We start from the raw sequence: 16,562 nt of genomic DNA on the forward strand, positions 1-16,562 counted from the left end.
TATATACCAGTTATAATAGGAGGGGAACGGAGGAATGTGTAGTGGTGGAAAAATTACCTGTTTATATCCAGATTCATGATCAAATCAAAGCCAATATCGAAAACAATACATACAAAATCGGGGATCGTCTGCCTTCAGAACGGGAGTTGTCAAAACAATTCGGCGTGAGTCGCATGACGTTGCGGCAAGCGATCCAAACCTTAGCGGATGAGGGGATTCTTGAGCGCAAAATCGGTTCTGGCACTTATGTGGCTCGCCAAAAAGTACAGGAGAAAATGACGGGCACGACGAGTTTTACCGAAATTATGAATTCTCTTGGTCGTAAGCCTTCCAGCAAAGCGGTCGCTTATTTCTTGACGGCACCTAGCTCCAGTGAGATGGAAAAGCTGCAATTAGAAGGACACGAAACGATTTTACGGATGGAGCGGATTCGGTATGCGGATGATGTGCCGATCTGTTTTGAAGTAGCGAGTATCCCTGAAAAGTTTATTCATGACTTTAGCAAGGAGGAGATCATCTCTTCCCTCTATAAAGTGTTGGAAGAAAAAGGACAGCGGAAAATCGGCGGCGCTTCGCAAACGATCTCAGCTATGGTCGCTTCCGAGCAAATTGCTGATTATTTACAAATCAAACGCGGCGATGCGATTTTACGTATGCGGCAAATCACTTCATTTGAAGATGGGCAACCATTTGAATATGTGCGCACCCAATATGTCGGCAATCGTTTCGAATTTTATATGGAAAAATAAGCTGCCTGAGACGGCTGGAAACAAAAAAGACGCGAAAAAGCCGAAAGGACACTGCGAGCATACGTGCTGTTGCTCCGCATCGGTCAATTCGGTTTTTCAACGATTGGGCGTTCCTGCATTCGCTGCAGCAAGCGGCATAAGGGTCCCCGCTTTGAGGAAAAAAGCAAACCTGACCGGTGCTTGCCCTGCATAGTTACTCGGTTGGCTCCTCGATGAGGCGCTCTACATATTCGGTCTTGCCTTTGTTTAGCTGCACTTGCCCTTGCAGCAAATCAATCAAAGCGGCTTCTTGGTCGGCAAGCGTTGCTTCGGGAATCATTAAGGTAACAACGATTTTCTCGGTATAAGCAATGTCTTTTACGTAGATGTTCTGCAGTTCTAAATAGTTTTGCAGCTTACCTAAAAGGGGATAATCAATGGTCAATGCAAGCTCTTGATGCAAAACGCCTTCGACAATTCCCACCGCCTTGATGCCAGCGGAAGCTGAACTGGAATAAGCGCGGATCAATCCGCCAGCGCCAAGTTTCGTTCCACCGAAGTAGCGGGTAACGACAGCGACCATATTGATCAAGTCATTTTTCTTCAATACTTCTAAAATCGGTACTCCAGCGGTGCCGCTAGGTTCACCATCATCACTGCTGCGTTGGATCTCATGGTTTTCACCCAATACATAGGCGCTGCAATGATGATTCGCCTTCCAATGTTCTTTTTTGAGGGCTTGTATAAACGCTTTGGCTTCATCTTCTGATTGGATTCGTTTTAACGAACAGATGAAACGCGATTTTTTGATTTCTATTTCCGTTTCTCCATCTTGTCGGATCGTTCGATAAGTCACGCGTACGATCGCCTCCTTTATGTTTCTAGTATAGGCAATCGGAAGGAAAGTTACAAATAGAAGAAAGAAAAAGGCACCAACACAGACCTGAAAAAGAGGAGGCAGTTGCTTTGGGTAGACGCAAAAAGTACGATACGATCACGCACTATTTAAAAAACAACGGCGGTTCACAAATTACGTTAACCTTTACACAGTTTGATGAATTTCTTTTCCCAGCATCTGGCTTGCCCAAAAGTGCCCGCAAGAGTACGGATTGGTGGGCAAATGATTACCGACATCCTGAAAACGGGGCCTATGCGTGGCTGAATGCCGGCTATGAGGTAGTCCTCGTCAATTTAAAAAAAGAGTATGTCGTTTTTAACCGTTTAGTAAAATCAAACTGGCTGCTGGATAGAAAGCGTTGACAAATTTCAAACTTGTTCTATACTAGAGATAGGAAATGTTATCTTATTCTTAAAATTCAAGGAGTGTTCGATATGGCGAAAAAAACAATTATGTTAGTTTGTTCTGCAGGAATGAGTACAAGCTTATTAGTAACAAAAATGCAAAAAGCAGCTGAAGCAAAAGGATTAGAAGCAGATATTTTTGCAGTTTCCGCTTCAGAAGCAGATCAACATTTAGAAAGCAAAGACGTAAATGTTTTATTATTAGGACCACAAGTTCGTTTCATGAAAGGCGATTTTGAGAAACGTCTAGCGCCAAAAGGAATTCCTTTAGAAGTAATCAACATGGCAGATTACGGCATGATGAACGGCGAAAAAGTCTTAGATCAAGCTTTGACATTGATCGGCGAATAAGCAAGACCTGCTGTTGAAGCAAACAAGAAACCTGTAATCGGTTCAAGTACTTTTCAAAAAGTAGTTGAACCGATTTTTTTGCGTACTTAAAACTGAGGTGTATGTTATGACCAATCAAAAAGGAAGACAATTTTTTGTTTTAGATGAAACAATGAATGTAGGAAAACCCTTTGATTCTCGACCGGCAATGCTCGAGCAGGGGCAGAGAATCGTTTGTCAGCGATGCGGTTCTTCCCACCGCAAGCCGTCGGTGCAATTACCGATAGGCAGCTATTACTGTCCAACCTGTATTCGCTATGGTCGGATCACATCAAATAGGCGACTGGTGATTCAACCTACGGATAGTCCAGCCATTGATCACCACATCGTCTGGCCAGGAGCATTGACGCAGTTCCAGCAAAAAATTTCCCAGCAATTGGTGTCTAATTGTCGACAAAAGCGATCCTCGCTTGTTTGGTCGGTCACGGGTTCAGGGAAGACCGAAATGATCTTTGAAACGATCCGCTACGTTCGGCAAGAAGGTGGTCGAGTGGCGATCGTCTCACCTCGGATCGATGTTTGTCGTGAATTGTTTCCGCGGATTCAGCAAGCATTTCCACAAGAGGAAAGCTTGCTCCTTTATGGAAAATCAGAAGAGCCTTATCGCTACACAAACATCCTTATTGCCACCACCCATCAGCTACTGCATTTTTATCGGAGCTTTCAACTGATCGTGGTGGATGAGGTAGATGCATTTCCCTACGAGGGCGATGCGCAGCTGCGTTACGGATTATACAATGCCTTAGCCAAAAACGGGTGTCTGATCTATTTAAGTGCGACGCCTTCAGAACGACTGCTGCAAGAAATTCGTGGAAAATTCGCTGTCTTGAGAATGCCGCTGCGGTTTCATCAGCGTCCATTGATCGTTCCAAAACCTGTTCATTATAGTCACTGGGCGCAGGCTTATCGCAGAAAACGTTGGCTGCGACCATTGCTGCAGCAGTTGCAGCGGCTGCTTCAAAAAAACTTTGTCTTGGTGTTTTGTCCAAGCATTGCGCTGATGAAGGAAGTAGAAGCGGCTGTCCGCCGACAAGGCACGTCATGGTCTTTGACTAGCGTTTCGTCGCAAGATCAAAAACGGAGCGAAAAAGTAGCGTCTGCTCGTCGACAGATTTACAAGGTGTTGTTTACAACGATGATTTTAGAGCGTGGGGTGACGTTTGAAAACGTCTCAGTCATCGTATTGGGTGCTAATCATCCAGTCTTTACAAAATCGGCGCTCGTGCAAATTGCTGGTCGTGTCGATCGTAAAGGGGCCTATACGGAAGGGGAGGTCATTTTTTTCTACGACCAAATGACGGAAGCGATCCGAAAAGCACTCAACGAAATCAAGGAAATGAACCAATTGGCAAAAAGCTGGCTGACCGATGGTGTGTAGTTGGTGTAAAAGGACTTTTCCTAGAGAACGAACGATCATTGAGGTGTTGGCTCCTTGGCGTATCCCAGAAAATGAATTGTGCCCGCAATGTGCCCAACAGTTTTCAGTGATCGATTGGCGAACCTGCTGCCCTTCGTGTGGAAAAAAAGAAACTGAGTTTTGCAGCGATTGTCTCTATTGGGAAGAAACGTGTCCCATGATACAATTGCAGCACCGAGCGCTATTTGCTTACGATCAAGGAATGAAGGATTGGCTTCACGAATACAAACTGATGGGAAACTATCAGTTGCGGGGGACGTTTGCGCCTGTGATCAAACAGAAACTCAACAGGTTTGACTATGAGTGTTTGATTCCCATCCCACTATCGGCAGAGCGTTACCAACAGCGAGGGTTTAATCAAGTCACCGCTGTGCTGGAAGCCGCCGGAGTCAGATTTCAAGAGTTACTGGAGAAAGTTGTTGATACCGCACCACAGGCACAACGTTCTCGCAGGCAACGATTAGTAGAGGCGCAACCCTTTGCAGTGAAGCCAGATGTAGCGTGTGAAATCAAAGGGAAAAAATTATTGTTGATCGATGATGTGTATACTACCGGTAGAACGTTATATCATGCAGCTGAAGCACTGCAGTCCTTTGGCCCCCAGTCGATTCGTTCTTTTTCTATTGCTCGTTGAAACGTTATTTTGAAAACGCTTAAAGAAAATTGTTCGATTTACTAGGCAAATGACCAAGAGTTCGATATAATAGAGTTAAGAAGAAGAAAAGAGTGGTCCTTTTCCTTCTTTACTGGTAGACGAAAGGGGTAATTTTTATGTTTAGATATAATGTGCGTGGCGAAAATATCGAGGTAACAGAAGCGATCCGTGATTACGTCGAGAAAAAAGTAGGTAAATTAGAACGTTATTTTAATGATGTGCCAGAAGCAACAGCACACGTTAATTTGAAAGTTTATACAGAAAAAACTGCAAAAGTAGAAGTAACGATTCCTTTACCATTCCTAGTTCTACGTGCGGAAGAAACTTCACCTGATCTATATGCTAGTATCGATTTGGTTGTTGACAAATTGGAACGCCAAATCCGCAAATTCAAAACAAAAATCAATCGCAAATCTCGTGAGACAGCGTTGGTTCCGCCAACAGATGGTGATTTGTTCACAACTGAAGCAAACGATGAAGAAACCAATGGTTCTGATTTAGACATCGTACGTACAAAACGTTTGTCTTTAAAACCAATGGATAGTGAAGAAGCTGTTTTACAAATGAACATGCTTGGACACAACTTCTTTATCTTTGAAGATGCGGAAACGAATGGAACGAGCATTGTGTATCGTCGGAAAGATGGTAAATACGGGTTGATCGAAACGGATTAACACGTGTGGGATCCTTTTGGCGACACCCCAAAAAAAAGTCTTTTTTGACAGAGTAGCTGAGAAGCTGCTCTGTTTTTTTATCTTTTGGAATGAAGCAAGAAATCTTTCTATATAAAAGTTGGCTTTGTTTCTCTTTTGTTTTATTGTGTTATACTATAGATGAAATCATACAGGGAGAGTGAATCATGACTACGTTAGCAGATGTCGCCAAAAAAGCAAATGTTTCCGCAATGACCGTTTCTCGAGTGATCAACCATCCAGATAAAGTGACCGAAGAGCTAAAGCAGCTCGTTCATCAAGCAATGCTAGAACTGGATTATCAACCGAATATTGCTGCCAAATCATTAGTTTCCAAGCGTTCTCATATCATCAAAGTGTATATCTTAGAGGAGATGGACACGACGGAGCCATACTATATGAATTTATTAGTGGGGATCGCTCGTTCCATCGGCAAAGCGCATTATTCGTTGCAGCTGGTTACGACGGATGGGGTGGATCGTGGCCCAGCAGATGGTTGTATCATTACGGGATTTCGCCAAAAGGATATGGACTGGATAAAAAATTTAAAGAAACCCGTCGTTCTATTTGGTGAAAATGAAGCTGGATTCAGCTTTGTTGATAGTGACAACTACCAAGGGATCGTTTCTGCTTGTAAACACGCCCTCGATACTGGCTATCAACACTTGGTCTATATTGGTTTAGAGTTGGAAGAAGCATTTACGAAAAGCCGAGAAAAAGGGTACATAGATACAGTCACAAAAACAGGACAAGCACCAAAAATCCATCGTTTTGAGAACCGTTCTTCCGCAGCCCGCACCTTTATCACAGCACAGAAGGAGCAATTTGCGGAAAATACTTGTTTTATTTGTGCGACGGATCGTTTGGCACTAGGCATCAATCAAGGCTTGCAGTCGATTGGCGCGCAGATACCAAAGGATTTTGGGATTGTCGGCTACGATGGGGTATTCCTGGATCAGGTCAGCTCGCCCAAGTTGACGACTATGAAGCAAGCCATCGTTGAGATGGGCGAAGCTTGTGGTGAATTACTGATTCAAAAAATTGAACAGAACGATACGAGCCTGCGACAACAGCGCTTTTTACCGCAACTCATGGTTCGTGAATCCACAAGGTGAAAAATTAAGCAAATGGTTGCGCAATTTCTTTTCAATTCCTCAATATCTTAATTTAAAGGCTTTTTCAATTTTTGTTATCGCTAACATTTAGAAAATGTTTGCCATTTTAAGAAACCGGTTGCATAATAGAGTTACAAATTGCAGGAGGTAAACAGGATGAAAGTGAATTGGAAAAAGGCAGCTCTAGGATTAGTTTCAGGAAGTGCATTGTTAGCGCTTGCAGCATGTGGCGGCAACGGCGGTAGTACCGATGGTAGTAATGCAGATGCAGGTTCAGGTAGCGATGAAAAAACGATCACGGTCTCTGTAGGCGCAGACTATATTGATTATATCAATGAAGTGAAATCTGACTTTGAATCTGAAAATGATGTCACCATCAACGTTGTGGAAATGGACATGTTCGATCAAATGGATGCGCTTCAACTAGACGGTCCTGCTGGGAAAGGCCCAGATGTTACGATGTCTCCTTATGACCGTGTGGGTCAAGTAGGCTCCCAAGGGCATTTGGCAGAAATGACTTTGCCAGATGATGGACGGTACAGCGATACAGACAAGCAACAAGTGACCATCGATGATAAGATCTATGGCGCACCAGCAATGATCGAAGCGGTTGTCATGTTCTACAACAAAGACTTGATCGATGAAGCACCAGCAACTTTTTCTGATTTAGAAGAACTAGCAAAAGATGATCGTTTTGCAGAAGGCGATGACAATGTTGGTTTCTTAGCTCGTTGGACGGACTTTTATTATACGTATGGTCTATTAGCGGGGCATGGCGGGTATGTCTTTGGTGATGAAGGAACAGATCCATCTGATCTAGGGCTGAACAATGAAGGTTCTGTTGAAGCAATCACGTATGCAACTGATTGGTTCCAAAATGTCTGGCCGCAAGGAATGCTTGATGTATCAGCCAACGAAAACTTGATGTTGGATTACTTCAATCAAGGCAAAACAGCAGCTATCATTTATGGACCATGGGGCGTGAACGGCTTTGAAGAAGCAGGCATCAACTATGGTGTAGCGAAAATCCCAACGCTGAGCAATGGCAATGATTATGAAACATTTGGCGGCGGAAAAGCGTGGGTGGTATCTAACTACTCACAAAACAAAGACGTTTCTCAACAATTTGTCGAGTATTTGACCAACGAAGCCAATCAAGAGAAATTGTATGACATGCGTCATGATATTCCAGCGAACATTATGGCTCAAGAAACAGTCGCTGCTTCTGATGATCCAGTAGCAAAAGCAGTGATTGAGCAATACAGTGTTTCACAACCAATGCCAAATATCCCTGAAATGTCTGAGGTTTGGGTAGGGGCTGAAAACATGCTGTTTGATGCAGGTTCAGGCAATATGACTCCTCAAGAAGCAGCGGATAATGCTGCCAAAACAATCGAAGAAGCGATTGAGCAGAAATACTAATAATTAGCCGATTACGGTCTGTCATTCATGTCGACGATTCTATAGAGGATGTTTGTCAAAAGGATTCCTTGCAACGTAGCACGCAAGAAATTGCTTGACGAGATTGTTTTCTATCGATCGTCGGCCGCTTGGCAGACTTTCGATTTTAAGGAGGATACATATGAGGACGAATTCACAAGCCATGCAGACAGCGCTTCTTTCAATCATCCCTGGTGGGGGACAATTCAAAAATGGTCAGAAATTCAAAGCGGGTCTCTTTTTTGCAGCCTTTCTGATTTTTCTGGTCGAAATGCTTTTGTTTGGTGGACAAGCACTTTATAACTTTGTCACACTCGGATCAGTACCGATGGAAGACAACTCTTTGTTCTTGTTGATTGAAGGAACACTGCAGGTCATCGTTACCGTTATTTTCATTATCTTTTGGGTTTTAAATATCAAAGATGCTTATCAGGTTCGGCAAAGCATTGAAAAAGGCTTCCCGGTAGCTGTTACGAGAAAAGAATTTTTCAAAAAATTATACGAAGATGGGTTCGCGTACTTACTGACGATCCCTGCCTACTTGGTAATGATCGTAGCAATTATTTTTCCAGTAATGGTGACGCTCTTTATGGCATTTACCAACTATGATTTTCGACACATTCCGCCAGCAAACTTAATCGACTGGATCGGTTTTTCGAATTTCACGAATATCTTCACCTTAAGTTCTTACCGCGACACCTTTGTAAAAGTATTCAGTTGGACGGTGATTTGGACCGTTTTAGCAACCACCTTGCAAATTACACTCGGCATACTGACAGCAGTTGTTGCCAACCAAAAATTTGTGAAGTTTCGTCGCGTCTTTGGGGTGATTTTCTTGCTTCCTTGGGCGGTGCCAGCGTTTATCACAATCATGAGTTTTTCAAATATGTTTAATGATACCGCAGGAGCGATCAATACGCAGGTGATCCCGCTATTGAACAATCTGCCTTTTGTGGATATTGGGAACATTGCTTGGAAGACTGATCCGTTTTGGACGAAAACGGCGATTATTTTGATTCAGGGTTGGTTAGGGTTTCCTTACATCTATGTAATGGTTTCGGGGATTTTACAATCCATTTCCGAAGATTTGTATGAAGCAGCAAAAATGGATGGAGCCAATGCGTTGCAGCGTTTTCGGAACATTACGCTGCCGGCAATCTTTTTGGTAGCAGCCCCAACCTTCGTTACGCAATATACAGGGAACTTTAATAACTTCTCGATGATCTATCTATTTAACGAAGGTGGACCAGGGAGTTTAGGCGGAAATGCTGGATCGACAGATATTTTGATTTCATGGATCTACAAACTGACGACCGGCGGCTCACCACAATATTCGATTGCTTCTGCATTGACCTTGATCATTTCCTTTGTGGTGATCTCCATTTCATTACTGGTGTTTAAAAAGACGAATGCATTTAATATGGAGGATTGAGGATGAAAAAGAAGAAGTTTTCTTTCAGCAAATTATTTACCTACTTGTTTATGATCGCGTTATCGATCATTATCATCTATCCCTTGTTGATTACCGCAACCTCAGCCTTCAAGGCAGGGAACATGATCGCTTTTCGCTTAGATTTTGATGCGGATTGGACATTGAACAACTTTCGACGTTTATTCAATGAAACCCCGTATTTGACATGGTATAAAAACACCTTGATCGTGGCCGTTTCGACGATGATCATTCAAGTAATGATCGTAACGTTAGCAGGGTATACTTACAGTCGTTACCGTTTTGCTGGTCGTAAAAGTAGTCTGATGGTGTTCTTGATCGTTCAAATGGTACCGACAATGTCGGCGTTGACCGCTTTTTATGTTATGGGCTTATTAGCAAACGGTCTAGATAGCTTCTGGTTCTTGACACTGATTTATATCGGTGGTGGGATTCCGATGAATACTTGGCTGATGAAGGGGTACTTTGATACGGTACCCATCGACTTGGATGAATCAGCAAAACTTGATGGTGCAGGGCATTTTCGTATCTTTTGGCAAATCGTTTTGCCCCTCGTAAAACCAATGGTTGCCGTCCAAGCATTGTGGGCCTTTATGGGACCATTCGGCGAATTCTTGCTGGCGCGATTCTTGCTTCGCTCACAAGAGCGTTTGACCGTCGCAGTCGGGCTACAAACCTTTATCAATGATGCCCGTAACCAACGGGTCGCACTCTTTGCGGCAGGGGCGATTTTGATCGCCGTACCGATCGCTGCACTGTTTTTCTTCTTACAAAAATACTTTGTTTCAGGTTTGACCTCTGGCGGAACAAAAGGATAGGAATGATAGGATGTCTGAACAACGATTTCCCTTAACGTACTTTGGGGCCATTTTTTCTCCAACAAAAGTCTATGCATGGCGTAAAAAATTAAATCGCTGGCAGCAAGTGTTCGTCTATGTTTTCTTGATGTCCTTGCTGATGATCCCGTTGACCTTAATGATCAGCAAGCAAACGGATCAAGCCTTTGCGGCATTTTTTCCCCATGCAAAAACACTCGTGACGGCAGAAACGGCAGCAAAATACAATGAGTTGCAGCTGGAAGATGGCAAACTTTTAGCGGATGAGTCACAAGTCTTTTCCCAAACAGAAGCGGGGATCATAGGCGTTGCGCTTTCAGAAGCGGCTCTTGAAAAAGCAAAATACGCCATCAATTTTCGGGAAACAGACTGGACCATCAAAGAAGAAATCGATGGACAAACTTATCACTATGAAATGCGTTACACGGCGGAAATGGCACCTGATCAAGTAGATGATGCGGCTTCGTTTCAAAAAGCAATCGAAGACGGCTTCTATCGCAACAACGAGACAGCGATTTTCTTCAGTCAGACGATCACAGTGGCATTTTTATTGGTGGCAATGAATAGTATTCTAGTCATAGGCGCAGCGTTTTTCCTTTGGTTGACGAAAAAATCACGACTATCGACAATCGGCAGCTTCAAAGAAAGTACGAACGTGATTTTAAATGCACTGGGGGCAGGCTCTCTCGTTGCGATGTTGGCAGGATTTATTGGCGCTGATATCGTCTTGATGATCGGGATTCAGTCTTTAGGCATGCTACTGATGCTCTTCTTAGCTTTCTTAAAAACCCGTTTTAAAACGGCATAATTTGCAAACCTTCGCAACAAGACGTTTGGGCGTGTGCTGGACTTTCAGCGCCGATCAATGGCTTGTTGCGTGTTTTTTTTCCCGCGTTTCTTTAAAATCTGTGAAAAAAGGTTAAGAATCCGTTTATCACGCAAGATTGATGCGATAGTTCTATCGAAAAATATTTCATTTATGGTGAACTAGTGCTAAAATAGTTAGGAGAGTTTCCAGCTAGGATAATGCAGAAGTAAAAGGAGAATTATTAAGGTATGGCCAATTTTTTTAGAAAATTAATCGAAAACGACAAAAAAGAATTAAAACGTCTTGACCATATTGCGAATCAAGTTGAATCACATGCGGATGAAATGGCCGCTTTATCTGATGAACAATTACGCGGGAAAACCGATGAATTTCGTCGTCGTTTCCAAGAGGGAGAGACTTTGGATAAATTATTACCTGAAGCCTTTGCAGTAGTACGTGAAGCTGCAAAACGCGTTTTGGGCCTTTATCCTTACCACGTCCAATTAATGGGTGGGATCGTCTTGCATGATGGGAATATCCCAGAGATGCGTACGGGTGAAGGGAAAACCTTGACGGCGACATTACCTGTTTATTTGAATGCTTTGAGCGGTCAAGGTGTCCACGTCGTAACTGTCAATGAATACTTGGCAACTCGTGACTCGACTGAGATGGGGGAGCTGTACAACTTTTTAGGGTTGACGGTCGGCTTGAACATTAACTCAAAATCAGCAGAAGAAAAACGTGCGGCATATGCTTGTGACATCACTTATAGTACAAACAATGAATTAGGGTTTGATTATTTGCGGGACAACATGGTGGTTTACCGTCATCAAATGGTACAGCGTCCATTAAACTATGCCATCGTCGATGAGGTCGATTCGATCTTGATCGATGAAGCGAGAACACCGTTGATCATTTCAGGACAAGCAGAAAAATCAACTGCGCTTTACAATCGGGTCGACAATTTTGTCAAACGCTTGACGGAAGAAGAAGACTACAAAATCGATATCCAATCAAAAACGATCGGTTTGACAGAACGTGGGATCGAAAAAGCGGAAGAGACCTTCGGCTTAGAAAACTTGTATGATATTGAAAACACGGCATTGACCCATCACTTGGATCAAGCACTACGAGCGAATTACATTATGATTCGCGATATCGATTATGTCGTGCAAGATGGGAAAGTAATGATCGTTGACCAATTTACAGGTCGGATCATGGATGGTCGCCGATATTCTGATGGGCTCCATCAAGCGATCGAAGCGAAAGAAAGTGTCGAAATCGAAGATGAAACCAAAACGATGGCGACGATCACATTCCAGAACTACTTCCGGATGTACAAAAAACTGTCTGGGATGACCGGTACAGCAAAAACGGAAGAAGAAGAGTTTCGAGAAATCTATAACATGCAAGTCATTCAGATTCCTACAAACAAACCAATCTTACGGGATGATCGTGCGGACTTGCTTTATCCAACGCTTACGAGCAAATTCCAAGCAGTCGTTCAAGACATCAAAGAGCGTCACCGCAAAGGACAACCCGTGCTTGTAGGGACGGTCGCTGTTGAGACTTCTGAATTACTGTCATCGATGCTTGATCGTGAGAAAGTTCCTCATGAAGTATTGAATGCCAAGAATCACTTTAAAGAAGCAGAAATCATTTTGAATGCGGGACAAAAAGGTGCTGTAACGATCGCGACCAATATGGCTGGTCGGGGAACGGATATCAAGTTAGGTCTTGGTGTTGCAGAACTAGGCGGCTTGGCAGTTATCGGTACTGAGCGTCATGAATCACGACGGATCGATAATCAGTTGCGGGGACGTGCGGGACGTCAAGGAGATCCAGGGATGTCGCAATTTTACTTGTCGTTAGAAGATGATTTAATGAAGCGTTTTGGTTCTGAACGAATCAAAGTGTTCTTGGATCGGATGAAGATCGATGAAGGCGACGCCGTGATCCAAAGCAAGATGCTTTCAAAACAAGTAGAATCTGCCCAACGACGAGTGGAAGGCAATAACTACGATACTCGGAAAAACGTCTTGCAATACGATGACGTGATGCGAGAACAGCGGGAAGTTATTTACGGACAACGTCAAGAAGTGATCATGGAAGAAACGGATCTTTCACCACAATTAATGAATATGGTGAAACGTTCCATCAGCCGAGTCGTCGACAGTCATACGCAATTAGAAGAAAGCAATTGGAACTACGAAGGAATCGTTGATTTTGCGGCGAATGCACTTGTTCATGAAGATACTATCAGTATCGAGGACATCAAGGGCAAATCAGCTCAAGAGATCAAAGACTACCTAAACCAACGGGCAGAAGAAGTCTTTGAACAAAAGAAAGCACAACTTAATAGTCCAGAACAATTACTGGAATTTGAAAAAGTCGTCATCTTACGAGTTGTCGATACGAAGTGGACCGACCACATCGATGCTATGGATCAGCTGCGTCAATCGGTTGGGTTACGGGCTTATGGACAAAACAATCCATTAGTTGAGTACCAAACAGAAGGATTCAATATGTTTGAGAACATGGTTGGAGCGATCGAATATGAAGTAACTCGTCTCTTTATGAAGGCAGAGATTCGTCAAAACGTTCAACGGGAACAAGTTGCTCAAGGGGAAGCACAAGGGGTAGAAGAAGCACCTGCTGCCCAAGCACCAAGTTTCAAAAACGTTGGTCGTAACGATCCTTGTCCATGCGGCAGCGGGAAAAAATTCAAGAATTGCCACGGGAAAAATATGTAACACGTTTTGAAAAAGTTGAGAGTAGGCTGGCAGACGTTTTTGTCCAGTCTACTTTCGTTTGTAAGAAAAAAAGAAAGAAGGAATTTTAATGGAAATCGCAGATATTCGGAATCAATTGACCCAGATGAATGAAAAAATAATCAGTTTTAGGGGGTCTCTTTGACTTAGATCAGTTAGAAGAGGACATTGCGGAAGCGGAACACCAAATGGCAGATCCCACCTTTTGGGATGACTCAGAAAAAGCTCAACAAGTCATTAACGCAAACAATGCCAACAAAGAGACCTACGATCAGTTCAATCAGTTAGCAGAAGAATTGGAAGAGCTGGAAGTGATGTTGGAAATGATTCAAGAAGAAGCAGATCCAGAAATGGAAGCAGAACTTGAAGCACGGATCACGAAGCTAAACGAGAAAATGGCGTCTTATGAATTGTCGATGCTGTTAGATGAACCCTATGATCGAAATAACGCCATCATCGAGCTTCATCCTGGTGCAGGCGGTACCGAATCACAAGACTGGGGCAGCATGCTGTTACGGATGTATACTCGTTTTTGCGAACAACACGGGTATCAAGTAGAGACCCTCGACTATCAAGCTGGTGATGAAGCGGGGATCAAAAGTGTCACTTTACTTGTAAAAGGCCACAACGCCTATGGGTATTTGAAATCGGAAAAAGGCGTTCATCGTTTAGTTCGGATCTCACCTTTTGATTCAGCCAAGAGACGGCACACGTCATTTTGCTCGGTGGATGTGATGCCAGAATTAGATGGGGCGATCGATGTGGAAATCAACTCAGATGATTTGAAAATCGATACGTACCGCGCAAGTGGTGCGGGTGGACAGCACATCAACAAAACCGAATCTGCTGTGCGGATCACCCATATTCCGACAGGAACGGTCGTTGCTAGCCAAGCCCAGCGCTCACAATTGAAAAACCGTGAGCAAGCGATGGGGATGTTGAAAGCCAAGCTGTATCAATTAGAAGTGGAAAAGAAAGAGCAAGAGGCAGCAGCCTTGCGAGGCGAGCAGTTAGAAATTGGTTGGGGCTCGCAAATCCGTTCTTATGTCTTCCATCCCTATTCGATGGTCAAAGATCACCGAACGAATTTCGAAACTGGGAATGTACAGGCAGTCATGGATGGCGATTTGGATGGCTTTATCGACGCGTATTTGAAGCTGAAACTGAATCAAAAATAACCTTGTGTGACTTAAACAGATTGAAACATAATTGTAATCTGTTGCAAGCAAGGTGAAATATATTCATGCTATAATAAGCCAGAATGAAAATTTGAGATGGAGAGATAGCTGTATGATAGAAATGAAAGATATAATGAAAAAGTACTCTAATGGTACGACTGCTATCCGTAACCTTTCGATTTCAATTGATCAAGGAGAGTTTGTTTATGTCGTGGGCCCATCGGGTGCCGGTAAATCAACCTTTATCAAATTGATGTATCGGGAAGAAAAAGCAACCAAAGGCGTTTTGAATGTCGCAGGATATGATTTGGTCGGCATGAAAAACCGCGAGATCCCATTGATGCGTCGGGAAATCGGCGTGGTCTTTCAGGATTATAAACTTTTACCACGGAAAACGGTCTTTGAAAATGTTGCTTATGCAATGCAAGTTATCGGCCGCAAACCTCGTGATATCAAAAAACGGGTGATGGAAGTGTTAGATTTGGTCGGCCTGAAACATAAGGTGCGGGTATTTCCAAGTGAGCTTTCCGGTGGGGAACAACAGCGGGTGTCGATTGCTCGTGCCATCGTAAATACGCCGAAAGTATTGATTGCGGATGAACCAACGGGGAATCTAGATCCTGAAAACTCATGGGAAATCATGAAGCTGCTTGATCGGATCAATGCCCAAGGAACAACGGTCGTTATGGCGACCCATAATAGTACGATCGTAAATACGATTCGTCATCGCGTGATCGCGATTGAAAATGGCCGCATTATTCGCGACCAAGCGGAAGGAGAATATGGTTACGATGATTAGAACATTTTTCCGTCATCTCCTGGAGAGTATCAAAAGTTTAAAGCGTAACGGCTGGATGACTATTGCGTCATTGAGTGCGGTTACGATCACACTGACATTAGTCGGTATTTTTCTAGGTGTAATCTTAAATGCAACAAAACTAGCCGAAGACATTCGCGAGAATGTGGACGTTTCGGTTTTCGTTGATATTGGTACGGAACAAGAAGACATGGATGCTTTGGAACAGTCCTTAAATGATCTGCCGAACGTTTCAGAAGTGAAATTTTCTAGCCGAGACGAAGAATTGCAGAAGATCCAAGATGCAATGGGGGATTCATGGAACTTGTTCGAAGGCGACAGCAATCCGCTGTATAACGTGTTTGTCGTCAGTGCAACAGATCCAGAGTATACGACAGAGATCGCTGAGCAAGCTGGCGAATTGCCAAATGTTTTCAAAGCCGATTACGGCGGAGATTCTTCTGACCGAATCTTTGAATTGTCTGCTGCTGTGCGGACTTGGGGCTTAGCTGCTGCTGTCTTATTGATTTTTGTGGCAATGTTCCTGATCTCTAATACGATTCGGATCACGATTTTGTCTCGTCAAAGAGAAATTCAGATCATGCGTCTGGTGGGGGCGAAAAACGGATACATTCGTTGGCCATTCTTCCTTGAAGGCGGCTGGATCGGACTCTTAGGTTCGATCGTTCCGATTGCATTAATGTACTTCGGCTACCACCAAGTTTATGCAATGGTCAATCCATCCTTACTGCGTTCAAATTACAGTTTAATTGCACCAAATATGTTTCTATTACAAGTTTGCGGTGTAATGGCGCTGATTGGGATCGTGATCGGTTCACTTGGTTCCGTCTTATCAATGCGCCGTTTCTTAAAATTCTAAACCGATGTTTTTTTAGTCGATCGTCAAGATCGGCTTTTTTTGTTTCATCACAGTGTTTCTTTACTTTAGGTACTATTTTTTGATATGCTTTAGTAGCGGGAAAT

General features: G+C 43.4%; 15 protein-coding genes and 2 pseudogenes. 16 read left to right on the forward strand and 1 reads right to left on the reverse strand.

The window, feature by feature from the left end:
- Nucleotides 1-41: 41 nt before the first annotated feature.
- Nucleotides 42-749 carry a GntR family transcriptional regulator gene (locus IGJ15_RS03610; RefSeq protein ID WP_005228765.1) on the forward strand — a complete coding sequence of 236 codons (708 nt, stop codon included), beginning with the start codon at nt 42-44 and terminating at the stop codon, nt 747-749.
- Between the two features lie 193 nt (nt 750-942).
- Here IGJ15_RS03610 and IGJ15_RS03615 read toward each other — a convergent pair whose 3' ends face one another.
- On the reverse strand, nt 943-1,584 hold the full coding sequence (locus IGJ15_RS03615; RefSeq protein ID WP_086337984.1) for a YigZ family protein: 642 nt from the start codon (nt 1,582-1,584) through the stop codon (nt 943-945).
- Between the two features lie 110 nt (nt 1,585-1,694).
- Here IGJ15_RS03615 and IGJ15_RS03620 point away from each other — a divergent pair, with 110 nt between their 5' ends.
- The 15 genes and pseudogenes from IGJ15_RS03620 to ftsX all read left to right on the forward strand — a co-directional run bounded on the left by IGJ15_RS03620 (nt 1,695) and on the right by ftsX (nt 16,458).
- Nucleotides 1,695-1,988 carry a DUF7662 domain-containing protein gene (locus IGJ15_RS03620; protein ID WP_231434755.1) on the forward strand — a complete coding sequence of 98 codons (294 nt, stop codon included), beginning with the start codon at nt 1,695-1,697 and terminating at the stop codon, nt 1,986-1,988.
- Between the two features lie 72 nt (nt 1,989-2,060).
- Nucleotides 2,061-2,381 carry a PTS sugar transporter subunit IIB gene (locus tag IGJ15_RS03625; protein ID WP_005228768.1) on the forward strand — a complete coding sequence of 107 codons (321 nt, stop codon included), beginning with the start codon at nt 2,061-2,063 and terminating at the stop codon, nt 2,379-2,381.
- A 106-nt stretch (nt 2,382-2,487) separates the two neighbouring features.
- On the forward strand, nt 2,488-3,798 hold the full coding sequence (locus IGJ15_RS03630) for a DEAD/DEAH box helicase (RefSeq protein WP_231434754.1): 1,311 nt from the start codon (nt 2,488-2,490) through the stop codon (nt 3,796-3,798).
- 196 nt (nt 3,799-3,994) lie between these two features.
- Nucleotides 3,995-4,471 (forward strand): ComF family protein, encoded by a 477-nt coding sequence (locus tag IGJ15_RS03635; protein ID WP_016608760.1) that lies wholly within the window; start codon nt 3,995-3,997, stop codon nt 4,469-4,471.
- A gap of 137 nt (nt 4,472-4,608) precedes the next feature.
- On the forward strand, nt 4,609-5,166 hold the full coding sequence (hpf, locus tag IGJ15_RS03640; protein ID WP_005231866.1) for a ribosome hibernation-promoting factor, HPF/YfiA family: 558 nt from the start codon (nt 4,609-4,611) through the stop codon (nt 5,164-5,166).
- Between the two features lie 185 nt (nt 5,167-5,351).
- Nucleotides 5,352-6,299 carry a LacI family DNA-binding transcriptional regulator gene (locus IGJ15_RS03645; RefSeq protein WP_231434753.1) on the forward strand — a complete coding sequence of 316 codons (948 nt, stop codon included), beginning with the start codon at nt 5,352-5,354 and terminating at the stop codon, nt 6,297-6,299.
- A 156-nt stretch (nt 6,300-6,455) separates the two neighbouring features.
- Nucleotides 6,456-7,721, forward strand: coding sequence for an extracellular solute-binding protein (locus IGJ15_RS03650; RefSeq protein ID WP_086337986.1), 1,266 nt, complete (start codon nt 6,456-6,458; stop codon nt 7,719-7,721).
- Between the two features lie 160 nt (nt 7,722-7,881).
- Nucleotides 7,882-9,171 carry a carbohydrate ABC transporter permease gene (locus IGJ15_RS03655; RefSeq protein WP_010749778.1) on the forward strand — a complete coding sequence of 430 codons (1,290 nt, stop codon included), beginning with the start codon at nt 7,882-7,884 and terminating at the stop codon, nt 9,169-9,171.
- A gap of 2 nt (nt 9,172-9,173) precedes the next feature.
- The gene (locus tag IGJ15_RS03660) at nt 9,174-10,007 is read left to right on the forward strand and encodes a sugar ABC transporter permease (protein ID WP_016608756.1); all 834 of its coding nucleotides are present in this window, start codon (nt 9,174-9,176) and stop codon (nt 10,005-10,007) included.
- Nucleotides 10,008-10,017: 10 nt separating this feature from the next.
- A complete protein-coding gene (locus tag IGJ15_RS03665) occupies nt 10,018-10,833 on the forward strand; it encodes a DUF1189 family protein (RefSeq protein WP_010749776.1) in 816 nt (271 codons plus the stop codon).
- 248 nt (nt 10,834-11,081) lie between these two features.
- Nucleotides 11,082-13,466 (forward strand): annotated as a pseudogene (gene secA, locus IGJ15_RS03670) (preprotein translocase subunit SecA); the annotation flags it as partial.
- Between the two features lie 45 nt (nt 13,467-13,511).
- A pseudogene (locus IGJ15_RS03675) lies at nt 13,512-13,586 on the forward strand (SEC-C metal-binding domain-containing protein); the annotation flags it as partial.
- 88 nt (nt 13,587-13,674) lie between these two features.
- Nucleotides 13,675-14,782, forward strand: a protein-coding gene (prfB, locus tag IGJ15_RS03680) for a peptide chain release factor 2 (RefSeq protein ID WP_100214389.1) whose coding sequence is annotated in 2 segments (ribosomal slippage) — nt 13,675-13,746 and nt 13,748-14,782 — 1,107 coding nt in all. Because the reading frame shifts where the segments join, the coding sequence is not laid out codon by codon here.
- Nucleotides 14,783-14,894: 112 nt separating this feature from the next.
- The gene (gene ftsE, locus IGJ15_RS03685; protein WP_005228783.1) at nt 14,895-15,581 is read left to right on the forward strand and encodes a cell division ATP-binding protein FtsE; all 687 of its coding nucleotides are present in this window, start codon (nt 14,895-14,897) and stop codon (nt 15,579-15,581) included.
- On the forward strand, nt 15,574-16,458 hold the full coding sequence (gene ftsX / locus IGJ15_RS03690; RefSeq protein ID WP_010749773.1) for a permease-like cell division protein FtsX: 885 nt from the start codon (nt 15,574-15,576) through the stop codon (nt 16,456-16,458). Before ftsE ends, ftsX begins: the two co-directional genes overlap by 8 nt.
- Nucleotides 16,459-16,562: the final 104 nt, after the last annotated feature.

It is taken from the genome of Enterococcus sp. AZ079, assembly GCF_050547255.1.
In the GTDB taxonomy this organism is placed as follows: Bacteria; Bacillota; Bacilli; order Lactobacillales; family Enterococcaceae; genus Enterococcus_D; species Enterococcus_D casseliflavus.

What these genes read in the sequence shown, in the direction of transcription:
- IGJ15_RS03625 (WP_005228768.1), top strand. Translation starts at nt 2,061, where the DNA reads ATGGCGAAAAAAACAATTATGTTAGTTTGTTCTGCAGGAATGAGTACA.
- IGJ15_RS03630 (WP_231434754.1), top strand. Translation starts at nt 2,488, where the DNA reads ATGACCAATCAAAAAGGAAGACAATTTTTTGTTTTAGATGAAACAATG.
- IGJ15_RS03635 (WP_016608760.1), top strand. Translation starts at nt 3,995, where the DNA reads ATGATACAATTGCAGCACCGAGCGCTATTTGCTTACGATCAAGGAATG.
- hpf (WP_005231866.1), top strand. Translation starts at nt 4,609, where the DNA reads ATGTTTAGATATAATGTGCGTGGCGAAAATATCGAGGTAACAGAAGCG.
- IGJ15_RS03645 (WP_231434753.1), top strand. Translation starts at nt 5,352, where the DNA reads ATGACTACGTTAGCAGATGTCGCCAAAAAAGCAAATGTTTCCGCAATG.
- IGJ15_RS03650 (WP_086337986.1), top strand. Translation starts at nt 6,456, where the DNA reads ATGAAAGTGAATTGGAAAAAGGCAGCTCTAGGATTAGTTTCAGGAAGT.
- IGJ15_RS03655 (WP_010749778.1), top strand. Translation starts at nt 7,882, where the DNA reads ATGAGGACGAATTCACAAGCCATGCAGACAGCGCTTCTTTCAATCATC.
- IGJ15_RS03660 (WP_016608756.1), top strand. Translation starts at nt 9,174, where the DNA reads ATGAAAAAGAAGAAGTTTTCTTTCAGCAAATTATTTACCTACTTGTTT.
- IGJ15_RS03665 (WP_010749776.1), top strand. Translation starts at nt 10,018, where the DNA reads ATGTCTGAACAACGATTTCCCTTAACGTACTTTGGGGCCATTTTTTCT.
- ftsE (WP_005228783.1), top strand. Translation starts at nt 14,895, where the DNA reads ATGATAGAAATGAAAGATATAATGAAAAAGTACTCTAATGGTACGACT.
- ftsX (WP_010749773.1), top strand. Translation starts at nt 15,574, where the DNA reads ATGATTAGAACATTTTTCCGTCATCTCCTGGAGAGTATCAAAAGTTTA.